Raw genomic sequence first — 20,375 nt, 5'->3', positions numbered from 1 at the left:
GTCCTTACGGGACCGGAACCGGCACCCGGGCGCATCCGAACGCCCGGGCCAGCGCGATCTGCTGGTCGGGTGTCGGATAGACCCGGAACTGGTACCGGAGCTGCACGAACCACACGATATCATGTTGGTCTATGGCAGAACTCGAAGGTGTCCGTACCGGCAGGCACTGTGTTTCGCGATGCACGTCCATTTGGTTTTCGTCACGAAGTTCCGGCACGAGGTGTTCGCCGACCGGCACCTGACCCGCATGGAACAGATCATGCGGGACGTCTGCCACGACTTCGAGGCCGAACTGGTCGAGTTCAACGGCGGCCACGACCACGTCCACCTGCTGGTCAACCACCCACCCAAAGTCGCCGTGGCCCGCCTGGTCAACAGCCTCAAGGGCGTCTCGTCGCGCCGCCTGCGGCAGGAATTCCCCGACCTCGCACGCCACTTCTACCGGGCCAACAAGCTCTGGTCAGGCTCGTACTTCGCCGGCTCCGTCGCCGGCACGCCGCCGAGCGCCGTGAAGCAGTACATCGAGCAGCAGAACCAGCCAGGTTAGAACACTGCTCGGGCCCTGGCGGCCCTCCCAGCACGGGCCTTCACCCCCGGCCCGAAGGCCGGAGCACCGGCCCGCAATCCGGTAGCCTCCGTCAGGTGTACCGGTTCCTGCTGACCCCCCGCTGGCTGGGCTACCTGGCGCTCGCGCTGGTGGCGGCCGCGGTGATGGTGCAGTTGGGCAACTGGCAGCTCGACCGCTATCAGCAGCGCAGCGCGATCAACGACCGGATCGACGCCGCCGCCGACGCGTCGCCGGTGCCGTTGACCGAGGTGCTGTCCGCGCCGGCCGGGGCTGCCGGGACCGCCGCGCCCGCGCCGCCGTCGGACCTCACCTGGACCCGGGTGACGGCGACCGGCCGCTACGACAGCGCCAACGAGGTGCTGATCCGCAACCGTACGGTGAACAGCCGGGTCGGTTTCGAGGTGGTGACCCCGCTGGTGCTGGCCGACGGCACCGCCGTACTTGTCGATCGGGGCTGGATCCCGCCCGCCGACAGCGGGGCGAGCGCCCCGCCCGATGTCCCGCCGGTGCCCGCCGGCGAGGTGACCGTCACCGGGCTGCTGCGCCAGCCGGAGCAGATGTCCGGGGCGGTGCACCGCCGTGACGGCCAGCTGGAAAGCCGGCGGATCGCGACGGCGGAACTCGCCGCCGAGTTGCCGTACCCGGTTCACGGCGGCTACGTGCTGCTCGACGAGCAGGATCCACCGGCCGACCCGGGGCTGGCCGCCGTCGCGGTCCGGCACGAGAACAGTTGGCAGAACGGTGGATACGTGGCCCAGTGGTGGATCTTCGCCGCGATGACCCTCGTCGGGTTCGGCTGGTTGGCCCGGCGGGAGGCCACCGGCGGGGCGAAGCCGGCCGACGAGGCCGCCGCCCGAGACCGAGCAGCTGGAGACCGGGCTGTCGGAGACCGGGCCGCCGGAGACCCGACCACGGCTGGTCGAGCGGGCGCGGAAGCGGAAGCGGGATCGGCCGGGCCGTGACCGTCGGCGGCGGCGAGTTGGCGCGCCGGCTCGGCACCGGCGACGCGGTGGTGGTCGGGCTGGGCGCGATGATCGGCGCGGGAGTCTTCGCCGCCTTCGCACCGGCGGCGGCCACGGCCGGGGCCTGGTTGCCGCTCGCGTTGGCGGTCGCCGCGCTGGTGGCGTACTGCAACGCGATGTCGTCGGCCCGGTTGGCCGCCCGGTATCCGGAATCCGGCGGCACCTACGTTTACGGCCGGCGCCGGCTCGGCGACCTCTGGGGCCATCTGGCCGGCTGGGGCTTCGTGGTCGGCAAGACCGCCTCCTGCGCGGCGATGGCGCTCACCTTCGGCGCCTACGCCGCACCGCAGTACGCCCGGCCGCTCGCGGTCGCCGCAGTGGTCGCGCTGACCGGGCTGAACCTGCTCGGCGTACACCGGTCGGCGCTGGTCACCCGGATCGCCGTCGGATTCGTGCTGCTCGTACTGGCCTCGGTGGTGGTCGCCGGTCTGACCGGCGAACCGGGTACGGCCGCCCCACCGGCCGCCGTACTGGTCGACGGCTGGGGGGTGTTGCAGGGCGCCGGCCTGCTGTTCTTCGCGTTCGCGGGGTACGCCCGCATCGCCACGCTCGGCTAGGAGGTCACCGACCCCGAGCGGACCATCCCCCGGGCGATCCCGGTGGCGCTGGCGGTGACCCTGGTCGTCTACGCGCTGGTGGCGCTGGCCGTACTGCGGGTCCTGGGGCCGGCCGGGACGGCCGCCGCGACGGCACCGCTGGCCGCGACGGTCGACGCGGCGGGCGTGGGCTGGTTGGTGCCGGTGGTCCGCGCCGGCGCGGCGGTCGCCGCGCTCGGTGCGCTGCTCGCGCTGATCCTGGGCGTGTCCCGGACGGTCTTCGCGATGTCGCGCGGCCGGCATCTGCCGGCCGGGCTGGACGCGGTGCACCCCCGTCGTCGGGTGCCCCACCGGGCCGAGATCGTGGTCGGCGTCACGGTCTGCGCGCTGGTGCTGGTGGCCGATCTGCGCGAGGCGATCGGGTTCTCCTCGTTCGGGGTCCTGGTCTACTACGCGATCGCGAACGCGGCGGCGTGGACGCTGGGGCGCGACGAGGGCCGGTTGCCGCCGCTGGTGCCGGCCGTCGGGCTGGCCGGTTGTCTGCTGCTCGCCGCGACACTGCCTGGTACGGCGGTCGCCGCCGGCCTGGTTGTGTTCGGCGTGGGTGGGGTCGTCTGGTGGGCCGGCCGCGCCGCGCGGGCCCGGCGCGCGACCGGCACGGGCTGAGCCGGACACCCCCTGGGGGTATGTGTTACGGTCGAGCCGATACCCCAACCGGGTAATCGTACCGAGGAGGCCAGAATGACCGTCGACACCTACGCGGTAAAGGGCATGACCTGCGGGCACTGTGTGCAGGCCGTCAGCGGTGAGCTGTCGAACCTGCCCGGCGTACGGCAGGTCACCGTCGATCTGAGCGCCGGCACCGCCACGGTCGACAGCGAGCAGCCGCTCGACCGGGCCACGGTGGCCGCCGCGATCGACGAGGCCGGCTACGAACTGGCCGACTGACATGCGCGCGCCGACCAGACTCACCGCGTACACGCTGGCGTTGGCCGTCGCCTTCGCCCTCGCGCTGGGCGCCGGCCGGCTGGTCGGCCCCCATCTGCCAGCCGCGATCGCCCCGGCCAGCGACGGCACCGCCAGCACCGACCAGACCCAGGACGGGCCCGCCCACGACGACCAGACCCACGACGACCACCCGACCGCCCAGGACCGGCCCGTACCGGCCGTCCCGGACGGAAGCGACACCCTGGGCGGGCTGCGGGTGGTCCAGGCCGGCTACCAGTTGGTCCCGCTGGCCACCGACCCGCTGGCTCCGGGCACGCCGGGCGAGCTCGCCTTCCGGATCCTGGGACCGGACGGCCAACCAGTGACGGCCTACACCCCCACCCACGAACGAGACCTGCATCTCATCGTGGTCCGTCGGGATCTCACCGGTTTCCAGCACCTGCATCCCCGGCGGGACGCGGACGGTACCTGGCGGCAACGGCTCGCCCTCCCCGACGCGGGACAGTACCGGCTCTTCACCGAGTTCCAGCCGGTCGGCACCGATCACTCGATCACCCTCGGCGTCGACCTTCCGGTCGCCGGCGACTACCAGCCCGTACCGGTGCCGGAGCCGGTGCGCCAGGTCGATGTCGACGGCTACCAGGTGAGCGTCACCGGCACGCTCCGCCCCGGTGCCGGCACAATGCTGACCGCCATGGTCACGCGGGACGGCGCACCGGTCACCGACCTGCAGCCCTACCTCGGGGCGTACGGGCACCTGGTGGCGTTGCGCGCGGGTGACCTGGCCTACCTGCACATCCATCCCGAGCCGTTGCCCGACGACCCCGACACCGCCGAGCAGGACGGCCGGCTGGGGTTCCACGTCGAGGTGCCCAGCGCCGGGACGTACCGCCTGTTCCTGGAATTCCAGCACGCCGGGCAGGTGCACGCCGCCGCGTTCACCATGCTCGCCGAGAACGACCCCGATGGGCCCGCCGATGACTGAGACAGCTCCGACGACACCTCCGACGGCGCCTCCGACGACACCTCCGACGGCGCCTCCGCCCCCCGGCCACGTCGGGTCGGCCACCGCCGCGACCGTGGCCCCCGGCGTCCGCATCGATCTGGCGATCGAGGGGATGACCTGCGCCACCTGCGCCACTCGTATCGAAAAAAAGCTCAACCGGATGACCGGGGTGGCCGCGACCGTCAACTTCGCCACCGAGAAGGCTTCGGTCGAGGTCACCGGAGACGTCGGCGCCGAGGATCTGATCGCGGCGGTACGGCAGGCCGGATACACCGCGACGGTGCCGCCGGCCGCTTCCCGACCGGTGTCGGGACCCGGCGACGACTCGACCGCGCCAGCGACGGACGTCGAGCCGACCGGGCCGGCCGAGCCGACCGGGCCGGACGCCCTGGGGCGACGGCTGGCGGTGACCGCCGCGCTGACCGTGCCGGTGGTGCTGCTCGCCATGGTCCCGGCGTGGCAGTTCACCCACTGGCAGTGGCTGTCGTTGGCGCTCGCCGGGCCGGTCGTGGCGTACGGCGGAGCACCGTTCCACCGCGCGGCCTGGGCCAACCTGAGTCATGGCGAAGCCACGATGGACACCTTGGTGTCGATGGGCACCCTGGCGGCGTTCACGTGGTCGGTGTGGGCGCTGTTCCTCGGCTCCGCGGGCGAACCGGGCATGACCCACGGTTTCAGTCTCGCGGTCACCCGTACGGACGGCAGCGGCAACATCTACCTGGAGGTCGCCGCCGGGGTCACCTCGTTTCTGCTGGCCGGACGCTACTTCGAAGCCCGGTCCAAGCGCCGGGCCGGGGCGGCACTGCGGGCACTGCTCCACCTCGGTGCCAAGGACGTGGGGGTGCTGCGCGACGGCGTCGAGACCCGGATCCCGATCGACTGGTTGGCCGTCGGCGATCGGTTCGTCGTCCGTCCGGGCGAGAAGATCGCCACCGACGGGCTGGTCGAGGAGGGCACGTCTGCGGTGGACGCCTCGATGCTGACCGGCGAGTCGGTGCCGGTCGAGGTCGGTCCGGGCGATCAGGTGACCGGCGCGACGGTCAACGCCGGCGGCCGGCTCGTCGTCCGGGCAACCCGGGTCGGGGCGCAGACCCAGCTGGCGCAGATGGCCAGGCTGGTGGAGCAGGCGCAGACCGGCAAGGCGCAGGTGCAACGGCTGGCGGACCGGATCTCCGGTGTGTTCGTCCCGGTGGTGATCGTGCTGGCCGTCCTCACGCTCGGGTTCTGGCTGGGCGCGGGCAGCGGTACGGCGATGGCGTTCACCGCCGCCGTCGCGGTGCTGATCATCGCCTGCCCGTGCGCGCTGGGCCTGGCGACGCCGATGGCGTTGCTGGTCGGCACCGGCCGGGGCGCTCAGCTCGGCATCCTGATCAGAGGGCCGCAGGTGTTGGAATCGACCCGCCGGGTGGACACCGTGCTGCTGGACAAGACCGGCACGGTCACCACCGGCCGGATGGCGCTGGTGGCGGTGACGGCCGCCGCCGGGGTGGACCGGGTCGAGGCGCTGCGGCTGGCCGCCGCGGTCGAGGAGGCGTCCGAGCATCCGGTGGCCAGGGCGATCACCGCCGGTGCCGCCGCCGGGGTCGCCACCGACGCCGCCGCCGAGGGCTGCTCGGCGGGCGGCGCCATCCGCCAGCGCGTCGGGTCGCCGGTGGTCCAGGACTTCCGCGCCGTCGCGGGACTGGGGGTACGGGGCCGGGTCGACGGGCACGACGTGCTGGTCGGGCGGGCCGCCCTGCTCGCCCGGGAACGGATCGATGTGCCCGACGAGTTGGCCAGCGCGGCGGCGGCCGACGCCGGAGCCGGGCGGACCACGGTGCTGGTCGCCTGGGACGGCGTGGCGCGGGCTGTGCTGGCGGTCGCCGACACGGTGAAACCGGCGAGTGCGGCGGCGGTCGCCGACCTGCGCCGGCTCGGCCTTCGTCCGGTGCTGCTGACCGGGGACAACGCGACCGTCGCGCGGGCGGTGGCGGCCGAGGTGGGCATCGACGAGGTGATCGCCGAGGTGCTGCCGGCCGAGAAGGCCGACGTGGTGGCCCGGCTCCAGGCCGACGGCCGGGTGGTCGCGATGGTCGGTGACGGGGTCAACGACGCCGCCGCGCTGGCCCGCGCCGATCTCGGCCTGGCGATGGGCACCGGGACGGACGTCGCGATCGAGGCGGCCGACCTGACTCTGGTCCGGGGCGACCTGGCGGTGGCACCGGACGCGATCCGGCTGTCCCGGGCGACGCTGGGCACGATCAGGGGCAACCTGTTCTGGGCCTTCGCCTACAACGTGACGGCGCTGCCGCTGGCCGTCACCGGATTGCTCAACCCGATGATCGCCGGTGCGGCGATGGCGTTGTCGTCGGTGTTCGTCGTGGCCAACAGCCTGCGGCTACGGCGCTTCCAAGGGTCGACGACGGCCGACCGGCGACCGAACCACGAGAGTAGATACCCCCCGGGGGTTCCGGCGTAGGATGGACGACATGGCTACCGTCGAACGCGGCTACACCGCCACCAAGGAGCAGCTCCTCGCCCGGCTACGCCGCGTCGAAGGCCAGGTCCGTGGGATCGAGCGGATGGTGGAGAGCGACCGCTACTGCATCGACATCCTGACCCAGATCAGCGCCATTCAGGCCGCGCTGGACAAGGTCGCCCTCGGGCTGCTCGACGACCACGCCCGGCACTGCATGCACAAGGGTGCCGAGACCGGCCAGGCCGAGGAGATGACCACCGAGATGATGGCGGCTGTCGGCCGGCTGATGAAGCGCGGCTGACCCCGTCTCCGTCAGACCCCGCCCACGGCCACTCACGGACCGCGATCCGCCCGACCCGCATCAAACGACGGGCGGCGGGTATGGAAGGGTCCATGGAGTCGCTGAGTGGACGGCCCACCTCGTACTGGATGGATTCGACGTCGGCGACCGCGTACCCGTCGCTGACCGAATCGCCGCGCACCGAGGTCGCCCTGATCGGCGCCGGCATCGCCGGGATCTGTGCGGCCTGGGAGATCGCCCGCACCGGACGCCAGGTGGTGCTGTTGGAGGCCGACCGGGTGGCGGCCGGTACCACCGGCCACACCACCGCCAAGCTGACCGCCGCGCACACCGGCGTCTACCACCACCTGCGGTCGACGTTCGGCCAGGACACCGCCCGGCAGTACGCCCAGTCCCAGCTCGACGCGGTGGAACACGTCGCGACGGTCAGCGCCGAACTGGGCATCGATTGTGAGCTGGAGCGGCTGCCGGCGTACACCTATGTCACCGAGCCCGACCAGGTCGGACAGATCGAGGCCGAGGTGGCCGCCGCGCGCGAGTCGGGCCTGGCCGCGTCGCTGGTGACCGAGACCGGGCTGCCGTTCCCCGTCGCCGCCGCGATCCGGGTGGAGAACCAGGCGCAGTTCCATCCCCGGCGGTTCCTGCTCGCGCTGGTCGCCGACCTGCTGCGACGCGGCGGCCAGGTCTTCGAACACTGCCGGGTCACCGGGCTCGACGAAGGCGACCCGCACCGGCTGACCACCGCGACCGGGCAGACCGTCACGGCCGATCACGTGGTGGTCGCCACCCATTATCCGATCTTCGACCGGGCCGGGCTCTTCGCCCGCCTGAGCCCGCACCGTGAACTGGTCGTCGCCGCGCCGATCCCGGCCGGCCAGGACCCGCACGGCATGTATCTGACCACCGAGGAGAACACCAGGTCGGTACGGACCGCGCCGTACCGCGACGGCCAACGGCTGCTGATCGTCACCGGGGAAAGCTTCACCCCGGGCACCGGATCGGTCACCGAACGCTGGCGACGGCTCGCCGACTGGACCGAGGCGCGCTTCGCGGTCCGGTCGCCGACGTACCGCTGGGCGGCGCAGGACAACGACACGACCGACCGGCTGCCGTACATCGGGCAGTTGCGTCCCGGCGGCGAGCGGGTGTGGGTGGCGACCGGATTCGGCGGTTGGGGAATGAGCAACGGCGTGCTCGCGGGCAAACTGATCGCGGCCCGGATCGACGGTACGCCGCCGTCCTGGAGCGACCTGTTCGACCCCCGTCGGCTGCGTCCGACCGCCGAAGCCGGCACCTTCCTGCGCGCCAACGCCGAGGTCGCCAAGCATTTCGTCGGCGACCGGCTGCATCGGGCCGGCCACGCCGACACCCTGGCGCAGCTGCCACCCGGTGGCGGCGCGATCGTCCGACTCGACGGTGCCCGGTGCGCGGTGCACCGGGACGCCGACGGAACGCTGCGGGCGGTCTCGGCCACCTGCACCCACCTGGGCTGTCTGGTGGCCTTCAACGACGCCGAGCAGAGCTGGGACTGCCCCTGTCACGGATCCCGCTTCGCACCCGACGGCACCGTCCTGCACGGACCTGCCACCCGCCCGCTGGAACCACGCGACCTGCCCACAACGTGAGCGGGGCCGCCGCCTTGACGTGATCGAGCCGCCGACCTTCCCCCTCCCGATGGCCGTGCGCCCGGCAGCTGGTCAGCTGCCGGGCGCACGCTTCTGCCGCAGACCCCGAAGATCGGACCCAGGCAGCTGTACGGAACAGCCGCCGTACGGGCCCAGCCGGTGTCGGGACAGGGCGCTTCGGCGCCCGGCCAGGCTCCTTGCGTAGCGGCGGCAACGGCTCGATCCCGTCTGTCGCTCATCCGTCAGGTCCGAGGGATACATTCGTCGCCTTCTCATACCCGGCCAATTCTTCCACCGACGAACACCAGTCGGACACACCGTGCGACACCCCTGTCAAACACCCCCATACTGGTGGCGACGCCCGCCCGAGCGGAGGACCAACCGATCACATCCAAACTGGTCCGTTCGGCCGGCAACGACCTGGACCAGGCGAGGCTGATCTACCGGCACCAGCACACCGTGATGCGCCGCGACAAGGATCCCGGTGGTGTTGTCTGCTGTGGAGGCTGGTAGGTTGACCAGCCGTGCCCGCCGATCCGCCGCCGTCGTATGACGAGTTGTTGGTGTTGAACGCCGGGCTGGCCGCACGGCTGGAGCAGGCGCCGACGCGGATCGCTGAGCTTGAGGCCCGGTTGAAGCAGTCGTCGAGCAACTCGTCGAAACCGCCGTCGAGTGACCGGCTGGCCAAGCCGGCGCCGAAGTCGCTGCGGGGCCGTTCGGGTCGCCGGCCGGGCCGTCCGGCCGGGGGTGAGGACACCACCCTGTCCCAGGTGGCGGATCCGGACGTGGTCGTCCGGCATGTGCCGGACACCTGTGGCGGCTGCGGTGGCGGCCTGACCGACCCGGCCGAGGTGACGGTGACCCGCCGGCAGGTGTTCGACATCCCGCAGCCCCGGGTCGTGGTGACCGAGCACCAGATCGTCACCGTCGCCTGCCCGTGCGGGCACCACACCACCGCCGCGACACCCGACGGGGCCACCGCGCCCACGGTCTACGGACCACGGATCGCCGCGATCGGCGTCTACCTGCTCTATGGGCAGTTCCTGTCCATCGGCCGTACCGCCGACGCGATCCGTGACCCGACGGACGGCGTGGAGGCACCCGCCCAGTTCACCACGCCATCGCTGATCCACGGCCCGTCCATCGGCCCCTCCGCCCGGGCTCGAGCGCCAGGGCGGAGGGGCCGACTCCGGTTCAGAAGCCGCGGGCCAGCCGGTGGTACGCCTGGTTCCAGCGCAGCTCGGCGGTGAACCGCCGCACCGAGGTGTCCGCGTCGATGACCGCCAGTTCGGTGCCGGTCATCTCGGCCAGGTCGTTGAGCTCGTCGACCCCGACCGCCTGGGACAGCACGGTGTGGTGCGGGCCGCCGGCGGTCAGCCACGCCTCCGCCGAGGTCGGCAGGTCCGGCTCGGGGCGCCACACCGCCCGGGCCACCGGCAGCTTCGGCAACGGCTGTGCCGGCGGCACGACCTCTATCTCGTTGGCCACCAGGCGGAACCGCTCCCCCAGGTCGACCATGCCGAGCACCACCGCCCGGCCGGGTGCGGCGTCGAAGACCAGCCGGACCGGGTCTTCCCGACCCCCGATGCCCAGCGGGTGGATCTCGCACGACGGGGTGTCCACCGCGATGCTCGGGCAGACCTCCAACATGTGCGCGCCGAGGATCCGCTCCTGGCCCGGGGTCAGGTCGTAGGTGTAGTCCTCCATGAACGACGTGCCGCCGGTGGTGCCGACCGACATCGCCTTCAGGGTGCGCACCAGTACGGCGGTCTTCCAGTCGCCCTCGCCGCCGAAGCCGTAGCCGTCGGCCATCAGCCGCTGCACGGCCAGGCCGGGCAGTTGCCGCAGCCCGCCGAGGTCCTCGAAGTTCGTGGTGAAGGCGCCGAAGCCGCCCTCGGTGAGGAAGCCGCGCAGGCCCAGCTCGATGCGGGCGGCGTAGCGCAGCGAGTCGTGTCGGTCGCCGCCGGCGCGCAGCGCGGGGTCGACCCGGTACCGCTGCTCGTACTCGTCGACGAGCACCTTGACGTCGGTGTCCGGTACCGCGTCGACGGCCTCGACGAGTTCGTTCACCCCGTACGTGTTGACCGAGACGCCGAAGCGCAGCTGCGCCTCCACCTTGTCGCCTTCGGTGACCGCGACGTTGCGCATGTTGTCGCCGAACCGGGCCAGCTTGAGTGACCGCAGTTCGGTGTGGCCGATCGCGGCCCGCGCCCAGCCGGCGATCCGGCCGACGACCCGGGGGTCGCTGACGTGCCCGGCGACGGTCTTGCGGGCCACCCCGATCCGGGTCTGTACGTAGCCGAACTCGCGGTCGCCGTGCGCGGCCTGGTTGAGGTTCATGAAGTCCATGTCGATCTCGGCCCACGGCAGCTCCACGTTGGCCTGCGTGTGCAGGTGCAACAGGGGCTTGCGCAGTGCGTCCAGGCCGGAGATCCACATCTTGGCCGGGGAGAACGTGTGCATCCAGGCGACCACGCCGACGACGCCGGGCTCGGCGTTGGCCGCCAGGCAGACCCGCAGGATCTCTTCCGGGCTGGTCAGCACGGGCTTCCACACGACCTTGACCGGTAGTCCGGCGGCGGCGTCCAGCCGCCCGGCGATTTCCTGGGACTGCTCGGCCACCTGCTGCAACGTCTCCTCGCCGTACAGCCCCTGGCTGCCGGTGAGGAACCACACCTGCGCGGACCGCATCGCTGCCTCCATCACCACGATTCCCCCTTTAGTACAACAATCCGCCGGCCGCAGCTCACCGTTGGCCGTACACGTTCTGGTAACGCTCGTACAGCGCGTCGACCGCGGCCCGCGGCAGCGGCTCGACCGGACCGAGTTGACGGGCCAGGTGGATGGTGCGGGCGACGTCCTCGCACATCACCGCCGCCTTGACCGCCGCCTTGGCGGAGGCGCCGATGGTGAACGGGCCGTGCTGGCGCATCAGCACCGCCGTCGACCGGTGACCGGACAGGGTGGCGACGATGCCCCGGCCGATCGCGTCGGATCCGATCAACGCGAACGGGCCGACCGGGATCTCGCCGCCGAACTCGTCGGCCATCGCGGTCACCGCGCACGGGATCGGTTCGCCGCGCGCGGCCCAGGCGGTGGCGTACGGGCTGTGCGTGTGCACCACCCCGCCGACGGCCGGCATGTGCCGGTAGACGTAGGCGTGCGCCTCGGTGTCGCTCGACGGCGCGTAGTCGCCCTCGACCAGGGTGCCGTCGAGATCGGTGACGACCATGTGTGCCGGGGTGAGCTCGTCGTAGCTGACCCCGGACGGCTTGATCACCAGCAGGTCGGCACCGGGCACCCGGGCCGAGACGTTGCCGCTGGTCCAGGTGACCAGGCCCCAGCGGGTCAGGTGCTCGTGCAGCCGGCACACCTCGGCGCGCAGCCGGGTGATCTCGGCGGCCACGTCGGCGCCGGGCCGGGCGGTGGTGGTCATCGGGCGGCTACCTCCCGGTCGGTACGGGCCAGAGCGGCGTTGCGGATGTCCCGCAGCCGGTGCATGGCCTTGTCGGCACCGGTGCCGAAGTGGTCGTGCAGCAGCAGGTACTCGGCGTACAGCTGGTCGTAGCCGGCGGCCCGGTCGGGATCGGGCTGGTAGACGGCGGTCTGCACCCGGCCCATCGCGTCGGCGGCGGTGACCACGTCCGGGTACGCCCCGGCGGCGACCGCCGCGTGGATCGCCGAACCGAGCGCCGGCGCCTGGTCGGAGGTGGCCACGCTGACCGGCCGACGCAGCACGTCGGCGTAAATCTGCATGATCAGCTCGTTGCGCTTCAGTCCGCCGGCGACGACGAACTCGGTCACCGGCAGGCCGGCCGCCTCGAACGTCTCCACGATCTTGCGGGTGCCGTACGCCGTCGCCTCGATCAGCGCCCGGTAGATCTCGTCCGGTCGGGTGGCCAGGGCCAGGCCGACGATCAACCCGGAGAGGTGGTGGTCGACCAGCACCGACCGGTTGCCGCTGTGCCAGTCCAGGGCGACCAGCCCGTGCCCGCCGACCGGCTGCTCGGCGGCCTGCCGGGTGAGCAGGTCGTGCACGCTGAGTCCGAGCCGGGCGGCCTCGTCGTGCACGGCCGGCGGGACCTGGTTGTCGACGAACCACGCGAAGATGTCACCGACCCCGGACTGGCCGGCCTCGTAGCCGTACGCCCCGGCGGTGATGCCGCCGTCGACGACGCCGCAGATGCCGGGTACGTCGACCAGCTCGGTGCCGTTCATGACGTGGCAGGTCGAGGTGCCCATCACGGCGAGCAGCTGGCCGGCGCCGACCGCGCGGGCGGCCGGCGGCGTGACGTGGGCGTCGACGTTGCCGGCGGCGACCGCGATGCCGATCGGCAGTCCGGTCCAGGCAGCCGCCTCGGCGGTGAGTCCGCCGGCTCGGGCGCCGAGCGGCAGGATCGGATGCGCCAGCCGGGTCTGGACGAAATCGGCGAAGTCGGGGTTGAGCGCGGCCAGGTAGTCCGGCTCCGGGTAGCTGCCGTCCTGGTAGATGCCCTTGTAGCCGGCGGTGCAGGCGTTGCGTGTCTCGACGCCGCACAACTGCCAGACGATCCAGTCGGCCGCCTCGATCCACCGGTCGGTACGGGCGTAGACCTGCGGATCCTCCTCCAGCAGCTGCAGCGCCTTGGCGAACTGCCACTCGGCGGAGATCCGACCGCCGTAGCGGCCGATCCACGGCTCGCCGCGCTCGTGCGCCAGCGCGTTGATCCGGTCCGCCTGCGGCTGCGCCGAGTGATGCTTCCACAGCTTCGGCCAGGCGTGCGGGCGGTCGGCCAGCTCGGGCAGCTGGCACAACGGCGTACCGTCGGCGCGCACCGGCAACACGGTGCAGGCGGTGAAGTCGGTGGCGATCCCGATCACCCGCGTCGGGTCCACGCCCGCTTCGACGAGCGCCGCCGGTACGGCGTACCGCAGCACGTCGCGGTAGTCCTCCGGGTCCTGCAGCGCCCAGTCCGGCGGCAGCGGCTTGCCGCTGGAGGGCAACGTCTGGTCGATCACCGCGTTGCGGTAGGCGTGGACCGCCGAGCCGACTTCCGTACCGTCCGCGACGCGGACCACGACGGCCCGGCCGGAGAGCGTGCCGAAGTCGATGCCGATGGTGTACTGGTCGGTGTTCACCCGATCTCCCTGCGGTGGGTTCCTGTCAGACCACTATGGTGGGTCATCCGCGCCGCCGCGTTACCAGGCGTTGCAGGATGATGAAGGCGAACAACAGCGCTCCGATGACGATCTTGGTCCACCAGGAACTCAGCGTGCCCTGGAAGGCGATGATCGTCTGGATGAGACCGAGGACCCCGACACCGAGCACGGTGCCGAGCAGGTAGCCCGATCCGCCGGTCAGCAGCGTGCCGCCGATCACCACCGCGGCGATCGCGTCCAGTTCCATGCCCTGGGCGTGCAGGCTGTAGCCGGAGAGCATGTAGAAGCTGAGCAGCACCCCGCCGAGCGCGGCGCAGAAGCCGCTGATGGTGTAGACGGCGATCCTGGTCCGGCCGACCGGCAGACCCATCAGCAGCGCCGACTGGGGGTTGCCGCCGATGGCGTACACCTTGCGGCCGAACGGCGTGTAGGCCAGCACGTACGCCGCGATCAGCACGACGACGAGCGCGACGACCACGCTGATTGAGATGAAGTAGCCGTCGCCGAAGCGGATCCGGTGCTGGGCGGCGGTGGTCCAGAACCCGTCGGTGATGGTGATCGAGTCCCGGGTGATCAGGTGGCACAGGCCCCGGGCGAAGAACATCCCGGCGAGGGTGGCGATGAACGGCTGGATGTCGAAGAAGTGGATGATCAGGCCCATCAGCAGCCCGATCGTGGTGCCGATCAACAGTACGAGCGGTAGCACGACCGCGGCCGGCCAGCCTTCCCGCAGCAGCACGGCGGCACAGACCGTGGTCAGGGCGACCACCGCGCCGACCGACAGGTCGATCCCGCCGGTGAGGATGACGAAGGTCATGCCGACAGCGACGACCAGCAGGAACGCGTTGTCGACGAGGATGTTCAGCAGGATCTGCGGCTGGGAGAACCCGGTGTAGTTGAGCGCGCCGAGCCCGTACATGGTGGCGAGCAGGGTGAGCGTGGCCATCACCGGCAGGTGCCGTTGCTGCGGCAGGTAACGGCGGGTCCGGGCGCCGGTGCTCACCGCCGCCGTGGCGGTGGCGGTCTGCTGCCGGGGGTCGCTGACGTCGATCATGCCCGTGCCTCCGCCGCTTCCTGTCCCGCCGGTTCGCTCTGGTGTGGTGGTTCCTCGCCGGTCGTACCGCCGTGTCGCTGGTCGGGCGGGGATCCGGGCGGTCGGGGCGGACCGCCGGGGCCGCCGGGGCCGCGGCCGAGGCCGGTCAGTCGGGCCCGGAAGGCCGGCGATTGGGCCAGGCAGAGCACGATCACCACGAGCGCCTTGAACAGCAGGTTGGCCTGGCTGGGGATGCCGATGGTGTAGATGGTGATGTCGAGCGCCTTGATGATCACCGCGCCGAGGACGCTGCCGGCGAGGGAGAACCGGCCGCCGGTGAGCGCGGTGCCGCCGATCACGACGGCGAGGATCGCGTCGAGTTCGATCAGGTTGCCGGCGTTGTTGCCGTCGGCGCTGGAGACGTTGGAGCTGAAGATCAGGCCGGCGATGCCGGCGCAGAGACCGGCGAAGACGTACGCCAGGATGACCAGCTGCCGGGCGCGGATGCCGGCCAGCCGGCTGGCGGTCGGGTTGCCGCCGACGGACTCCACCAGCATGCCCAGCGCGCTGCGCCGGATGAGCAGCGCGGCGGCGGTCACCACACCGGCCACGATGAGCACCGACACCGGCAGGGTGAGCGCGTAGCCGGCGCCGATCACCTTGTACGGCGCGGAGTTGACGTTGATGATCTGCCCGTCGGTGATCAACTGGGCCAGTCCCCGTCCGGCCACCATCAGGATCAACGTGGCGATGATCGGCTGGATGCCGATCAGCGAGACGAGCGCGCCGTTCCAGAGGCCGAGCAGCAGTGACAGGCCCAGTGCCATGGCCACCGCGAGCAGCACCCCGGCGACGCTGTTCTGGTCGGTCAGCTCGCTGATGTGCAGGCAGGCGACCGCGCCGGAGATGGCCATCACCGAGCCGACGGACAGGTCGATGCCGCCGGTGGCGATGACCACGGTCATGCCGACGGCGACCAGGATCAGCGGGGTACTGGCCCGCAGGATGTCGATCAGGGAGCCGTACAGGTGCCCGTCCCGCATGGTGATCGAGAAGAAGCCGGGCGAGAAGAAGAGGTTGCTGGTCAGCAGCACCACCAGGATCAGCACCGGCCAGAACAGTCGCTGGCGGGTGAGCCCGGTCAGCTGACGGACGCTGGTCATGCCGCCACCCCTCCGGCGATGGTGCGCATGATCCGGTCGGTGTCGACGTCCGCGCCGTTGGCGAGTTGGTCGATCATCCGCCGGTCCCGCAGCACCGCGATCTTGTGACTGAGCCGAAGCACCTCCTCCAGCTCGGCGCTGATGAACAGCACCGCCATGCCGCCGCCGGCCAGCTCGACCACCAGGCGCTGGATCTCCGCCTTGGCGCCGACGTCGATACCGCGGGTCGGCTCGTCGACGATCAGCAGCCTCGGTTCGGTGATCAGCCAGCGGGCCAGCAGGACCTTCTGCTGGTTGCCGCCGGACAGGGTGCGGATCGGCAGGTCGGGATCGGCGGGGCGGATCTGCAGAGCGGCGATGTACTTGGCCACCAGTTCGTCCTGTTTGCGCCGAGGGACGGGCCGGGCCCAGCCCCGCGCCGCCTGCAGCGCGAGGATCAGGTTTTCCCGGACCGACAGTTCCTCGATGACGCCTTCGGCCCGACGGTTCTCGGAGCAGAACGCGATCCCGTTGGCCATCCCGGCGCGCGGTCCCCGCATCGCCACGGGCTTGCCCCCGACGGAGATCCGCCCCTTGTCGGCGCGGTCGGCGCCGAACAGCAGCCGGGCGGCCTCGGTGCGGCCGGAGCCCAGCAGGCCTGCGAAGCCGACCACCTCCCCGGCGTGGATCGTGAGGTTGAACGGGGCGATCGCCCCGGATCGACCGAGTTCGGCGGCTTCCAGCACCGGCTGGCCACGTTCGAGGGCGTCCAGGTCTGATCCGGCCTTGCCGTGGAGCTGTTCCAGCACGCTGAGTTCCTTGCCGATCATCTTGGCGACCAGCTCCAGCTGGCTCAGCTCGGCGACCGGCCACTCGCCGACCAGCCGGCCGTTGCGCAGCACCGTCATCCGGTCGGCGATGTCGTAGACCTGGTCGAGGAAGTGCGACACGAACAGGATCGCCACCCCCGACTCCTTGAGCGTGCGGATGACCGCGAACAGCTGCGCGACCTCGGAGGCGTCCAGGCTCGACGTCGGCTCGTCGAGGATGAGGACCTTGGCCGAGATGTCGACCGCGCGGGCGATGGCGACCATCTGTTGTACGGCGAGCGAGTAGCTGACCAGAGGCGCGGTCACGTCGATGTCGAGACGCAGTCGACGCAGCAGTTCGGCGGAGCGCCGACGCATGGCGGACCAGTGGATCGAACCGAGTCGGCGGGGTTCGCGGCCGATGAAGATGTTCTCCGCCACCGACAGGTTGGGGCAGAGGTTGACTTCCTGGTAGACGGTGCTGACACCGGCGTGTTGCGCCTGGAGTGGTCCGCTGAAGCGGACCGGTCGGCCGGCGAGGACGATCTCGCCACGGTCGATCCCGTACACCCCGGTCAGCACTTTGATCAAGGTCGACTTGCCCGCGCCGTTCTCGCCCATCAGGGCGTGGACTTCGCCGGGAAACATCCTGAAATCGACGTCGTCGAGGGCGACGACGCCGGGAAAGGTCTTGCCGATTCCGGTCATCTCCAGGATCGGCACCACGTCGGTCATCCGTACCTCTCACTGCTGTGGCTGCCGCCGGCCCGGCGCCAGCTCGGGGGTGCCGGTGTGCGGGGCACCGACCCCGTGGCCCTGCCTGGCATCGGATGCCGGGCAGGGCCACGGGTGGGGATCAGTACTCCCGGGTGGGCAGGGCTTCCTTCGCCTGCTCCTGGGTGAAGGTGGTCTCCTCGGTGACCACCCGCTTGGGCACCGTCTCACCGGCGTGCACCTGCTCGACCAGCTCCATCAGCTGTGGCCCGAGCAGCGGGCTGCACTCGGCGATGAAGTTGATCTTGCCGTCGGCAAGGGCCTGCATGCCGTCCCGGACCGCGTCGATCGTGATGATCGTGATGTCCTGGCCCGGCACCAGACCGGCGGCTTCGATCGCCTCGATGGCGCCGAGGCCCATGTCGTCGTTGTGCGCGAAGAGCACGTCGATGTCGTTGTGCGCCTGCAGGAAGGCCTCCATGACCTCCTTGCCCTTGGCCCGGGTGAACTCGCCGGTCTGCGAGGCGATGATCTCGAACTTCGGGTCGGCGGCGATCGCCTCACCAAAGCCCTGCTTGCGGTCGTTGGCCGGAGCCGAACCGGTGGTGCCCTCCAGCTCGACGATCTTGACCGGCCCGGGAGCGTCGGCGAACTCCTCGACCAGCCACTCACCGGAGAGCCGGCCCTCCTGGACGAAGTCGGAGCCGATGAAGGTCTCGTAGAGGGTGTCGTCGGCCGAGTCGACGGCCCGGTCGGTGAGGATCACCGGGATCTCGGCGTCCTTGGCCTCCTTGAGCACCGTGTCCCAGCCGGACTCCACCACCGGCGAGAACGCGATGACGTCGACCCGCTGGGCGATGTAGTTGCGGATCGCCTTGATCTGGTTTTCCTGCTTCTGCTGCGCGTCGGCGAACTTCAGCTCGATCCCGGCCTCCTCGGCGGACTCCTGGATCGACTTGGTGTTCGCCGTGCGCCAGCCGCTCTCGGCGCCGACCTGTGAGAAGCCGAGGACGATGGAGTCGTCTCCGCTCCCGCTGCCTTCACTGCCACCAGAGTCGCCACACGCGGCGGCGGTCGCCACCATCATCGCCGCGATCACGACGGCGGAAAAACGTCTGAGCACTGCCTACCTCCCGCTGAGGCTGATGCCATCCGCCGGTTGGCCGGACGGCCGGCGGTCGAACGATCCACGGGGATCGGGAAGACCGATTGTTAGCGTTAACTTCTGAGTTTGCCGAACATCCCTCGACACATCGGGCTTTCGAACCTTCCGACCCCTCCCCAGGTGGCCAGACTGGGAGCGAGACCGCTGGCAGCTGTGAGCTAGCCACCACGTTTCAGGAGTGTTACCGTTCTCATCGTGCCCGTCAAGGGGTTGAATCACGGCCGTTACCGGTCCGTTGCGCGGAACGCCCCGACCCCCGGCTGATACACGGATCCTCCAGATGAGCGATAACATAGACAGTTGTCGCAAGTCAGGATATCCGCTCGATGGCCGGCACCGAACCCGGCACGGGCAAACCTTGTGATCGAGACAGGACGCCGCCCCGGCGGGCGCGATGGCGTCTGGCGGCAGGTGACCGCTAACCTCCTGGTAACGGAGCTGACGCGCGGACGGGCGCAGTCGGCGCGTGCACCCGAACGCGCCCAGGCCACCGAACGACCAATCCAGCCCCGGGACCCGGCACCGACGCCGGGTCTTCCAGATTGGCAGTGCCGGCACGACCCGGCCGGACGTGAGGTGGCGACAGTGAACAGCAGAAGCGTCCGGGAACCGGCGATGACGGATGTGGCCCGATTGGCCGGGGTGAGTCACCAGACGGTCTCCCGGGTGCTCAACGACCACCCGAACGTCCGGGAGCAGACCCGGTTACGGGTCCGAGCGGCGATCGCGGAGCTGGGCTACCGACCGAATCGCGCCGCTCGCGCACTGGTGACCGGTAGGTCCCAGGTGATCGGCGTGGTCGCCCAGAACTCCACCCTCTACGGCCCGGCGTCGCTGCTGGCCGCTTTCGAACAGGCGGCCGGCGCCGCCGGTTTCGCCGTCAACGTCGGTAGCGTCCGCAGCCTGGACCGGCAGTCCATCGCCGGCGTGGTGGATCGGCACCTCGACCAGCGGGTCGCCGGCCTCGTGGTGATCGCACCGGTGGTGTCCGCCGGCGAAGCCGTGGAGCAGGTGCCGGCCGGGGTCCCGCTGGTGACGATCGACGGTGATCCCGAACGGACCACCGCGCTGGTGACCGTCGACCAGGCCGCTGGCGCCCGGGCGGCCACCCGGTGCCTGCTCGACGCCGGCCACTCGACCGTGTGGCACGTGTCCGGACCCGCCGACTGGTTCGACAGCGCGGGACGGATCAGCGGCTGGGAACGTACCCTGCGGGAGGCCGGTGCGGAGGTGCCGCCGGTGGTCCCCGCCGACTGGAGCGCGGCGTCGGGCTACCGGGCCGGACAGATGCTGGCGCGGATGCGCGACGTCACCGCGGTCTTCGCCGCCAACGACCACCTCGCCCTGGGCATTCTGCGGGCGTTGAGCGAACGAGGTCGTCGGGTGCCCGACGAGGTCAGCATCGTCGGCTTCGACGACGTACCCGAGGCGGCCTACTTCACTCCCCCGCTGACGACCGTCCGTCCCGACTTCGACGCGGTGGCCAAGGCCAGTCTCGCGCTGCTGCTGCGCCAGATCGAGTCCGGCGCGCGCAGCGACGAACGGCACACCATCGATCCGACCCTGGTACGCCGCGACAGCGTCGCCCCGCCGGGCTGACCCGGCCGGCCGATCCCGACGGCCGATCCCGACGGCCGATCCCGACGGCCGGCCGATCCACAGCAGACGTTTGCTTGGGTGCCGGTACCGCTGAGCTGCGGTCGGGCGGCTCACCGCGCCCGCCGTCCGGACCATGCCGGGGCGGGCCCGGCCCCACCTCGGACGTTTCGCAGTGGTTTCGTCGACCTTGCGTGGCTCTTGACAGCGATCTTGTTAGCGATAACACTGCTGACTCACGTAGCCATCGACCAGGCATCACGCTCCACCGTGGATGACGTTCCCGCCACACCGTCGTCACGGATCTCGGCCA

At 71.1% G+C, this 20,375-nt stretch carries 16 protein-coding genes and 2 pseudogenes; 10 read left to right on the top strand and 8 right to left on the bottom strand.

Annotated features, from left to right (window positions below; genetic code table 11):
- Positions 1–4: 4 nt before the first annotated feature.
- Complete coding sequence (locus O7632_RS10620; RefSeq protein WP_278119963.1) at positions 5–106, bottom strand: helix-turn-helix domain-containing protein; 102 nt, start codon at positions 104–106, stop codon at positions 5–7.
- A 25-nt stretch (positions 107–131) separates the two neighbouring features.
- Here O7632_RS10620 and tnpA point away from each other — a divergent pair.
- From tnpA to O7632_RS10575, 9 genes and pseudogenes are all read left to right on the top strand, one after another.
- Positions 132–547 (top strand): annotated as a pseudogene (tnpA, locus tag O7632_RS10615) (IS200/IS605 family transposase).
- Between the two features lie 95 nt (positions 548–642).
- Positions 643–1,530 (top strand): SURF1 family protein, encoded by an 888-nt coding sequence (locus O7632_RS10610; protein WP_278113594.1) that lies wholly within the window; start codon positions 643–645, stop codon positions 1,528–1,530.
- A 17-nt stretch (positions 1,531–1,547) separates the two neighbouring features.
- Positions 1,548–2,792, top strand: a pseudogene (locus O7632_RS10605) (APC family permease).
- A gap of 75 nt (positions 2,793–2,867) precedes the next feature.
- Positions 2,868–3,074 carry a heavy metal-associated domain-containing protein gene (locus tag O7632_RS10600; protein ID WP_278113592.1) on the top strand — a complete coding sequence of 69 codons (207 nt, stop codon included), beginning with the start codon at positions 2,868–2,870 and terminating at the stop codon, positions 3,072–3,074.
- Position 3,075: 1 nt separating this feature from the next.
- The gene (locus O7632_RS10595) at positions 3,076–4,059 is read left to right on the top strand and encodes a hypothetical protein (RefSeq protein WP_278113591.1); all 984 of its coding nucleotides are present in this window, start codon (positions 3,076–3,078) and stop codon (positions 4,057–4,059) included.
- A gap of 94 nt (positions 4,060–4,153) precedes the next feature.
- Positions 4,154–6,538: a heavy metal translocating P-type ATPase gene (locus tag O7632_RS10590; RefSeq protein ID WP_278113589.1), complete on the top strand. Its 2,385-nt coding sequence runs from the start codon at positions 4,154–4,156 to the stop codon at positions 6,536–6,538.
- Between the two features lie 10 nt (positions 6,539–6,548).
- Complete coding sequence (locus O7632_RS10585; protein WP_278113587.1) at positions 6,549–6,839, top strand: metal-sensitive transcriptional regulator; 291 nt, start codon at positions 6,549–6,551, stop codon at positions 6,837–6,839.
- 92 nt (positions 6,840–6,931) lie between these two features.
- Positions 6,932–8,464 carry an FAD-dependent oxidoreductase gene (locus O7632_RS10580; RefSeq protein ID WP_278113585.1) on the top strand — a complete coding sequence of 511 codons (1,533 nt, stop codon included), beginning with the start codon at positions 6,932–6,934 and terminating at the stop codon, positions 8,462–8,464.
- 524 nt (positions 8,465–8,988) lie between these two features.
- Positions 8,989–9,714: a DUF6444 domain-containing protein gene (locus tag O7632_RS10575; RefSeq protein WP_278113584.1), complete on the top strand. Its 726-nt coding sequence runs from the start codon at positions 8,989–8,991 to the stop codon at positions 9,712–9,714.
- Here the strand turns inward: O7632_RS10575 and araA are convergent.
- From araA to O7632_RS10540, 7 genes are all read right to left on the bottom strand, one after another.
- Positions 9,659–11,155, bottom strand: a complete 1,497-nt coding sequence (araA, locus tag O7632_RS10570; protein ID WP_278113581.1) for an L-arabinose isomerase — start codon at positions 11,153–11,155, stop codon at positions 9,659–9,661. The genes O7632_RS10575 and araA overlap by 56 nt on opposite strands.
- A gap of 55 nt (positions 11,156–11,210) precedes the next feature.
- Entirely contained in the window at positions 11,211–11,900 is a 690-nt protein-coding gene (locus O7632_RS10565; RefSeq protein WP_278113579.1) for an L-ribulose-5-phosphate 4-epimerase, read from the bottom strand.
- Positions 11,897–13,582 (bottom strand): ribulokinase, encoded by a 1,686-nt coding sequence (gene araB / locus O7632_RS10560; RefSeq protein ID WP_278113578.1) that lies wholly within the window; start codon positions 13,580–13,582, stop codon positions 11,897–11,899. The genes O7632_RS10565 and araB overlap by 4 nt, the downstream gene beginning before the upstream one ends.
- 43 nt (positions 13,583–13,625) lie before the next feature.
- Positions 13,626–14,657 carry a galactofuranose ABC transporter, permease protein YjfF gene (yjfF, locus tag O7632_RS10555; RefSeq protein WP_278113576.1) on the bottom strand — a complete coding sequence of 344 codons (1,032 nt, stop codon included), beginning with the start codon at positions 14,655–14,657 and terminating at the stop codon, positions 13,626–13,628.
- Positions 14,654–15,799, bottom strand: a complete 1,146-nt coding sequence (locus tag O7632_RS10550) for an ABC transporter permease (RefSeq protein WP_278113574.1) — start codon at positions 15,797–15,799, stop codon at positions 14,654–14,656. Before O7632_RS10550 ends, yjfF begins: the two co-directional genes overlap by 4 nt.
- On the bottom strand, positions 15,796–17,322 hold the full coding sequence (locus tag O7632_RS10545; protein WP_278113572.1) for a sugar ABC transporter ATP-binding protein: 1,527 nt from the start codon (positions 17,320–17,322) through the stop codon (positions 15,796–15,798). Before O7632_RS10545 ends, O7632_RS10550 begins: the two co-directional genes overlap by 4 nt.
- Positions 17,323–17,443: 121 nt before the next feature.
- Positions 17,444–18,388: an ABC transporter substrate-binding protein gene (locus O7632_RS10540; protein WP_278119961.1), complete on the bottom strand. Its 945-nt coding sequence runs from the start codon at positions 18,386–18,388 to the stop codon at positions 17,444–17,446.
- A 693-nt stretch (positions 18,389–19,081) separates the two neighbouring features.
- On the opposite strand from O7632_RS10540, the gene O7632_RS10535 reads away from it, so the two are divergent.
- Positions 19,082–20,065 carry a LacI family DNA-binding transcriptional regulator gene (locus O7632_RS10535; RefSeq protein ID WP_278119960.1) on the top strand — a complete coding sequence of 328 codons (984 nt, stop codon included), beginning with the start codon at positions 19,082–19,084 and terminating at the stop codon, positions 20,063–20,065.
- The last annotated feature ends 310 nt before the right edge of the window (positions 20,066–20,375 follow it).

This window comes from Solwaraspora sp. WMMD406 (assembly GCF_029626025.1).
Lineage (GTDB): Bacteria > Actinomycetota > Actinomycetes > Mycobacteriales > Micromonosporaceae > Micromonospora_E.
Note: the sequence above shows the minus strand (reverse complement) of the source record. Positions and strands in the feature narration are given on the sequence as shown.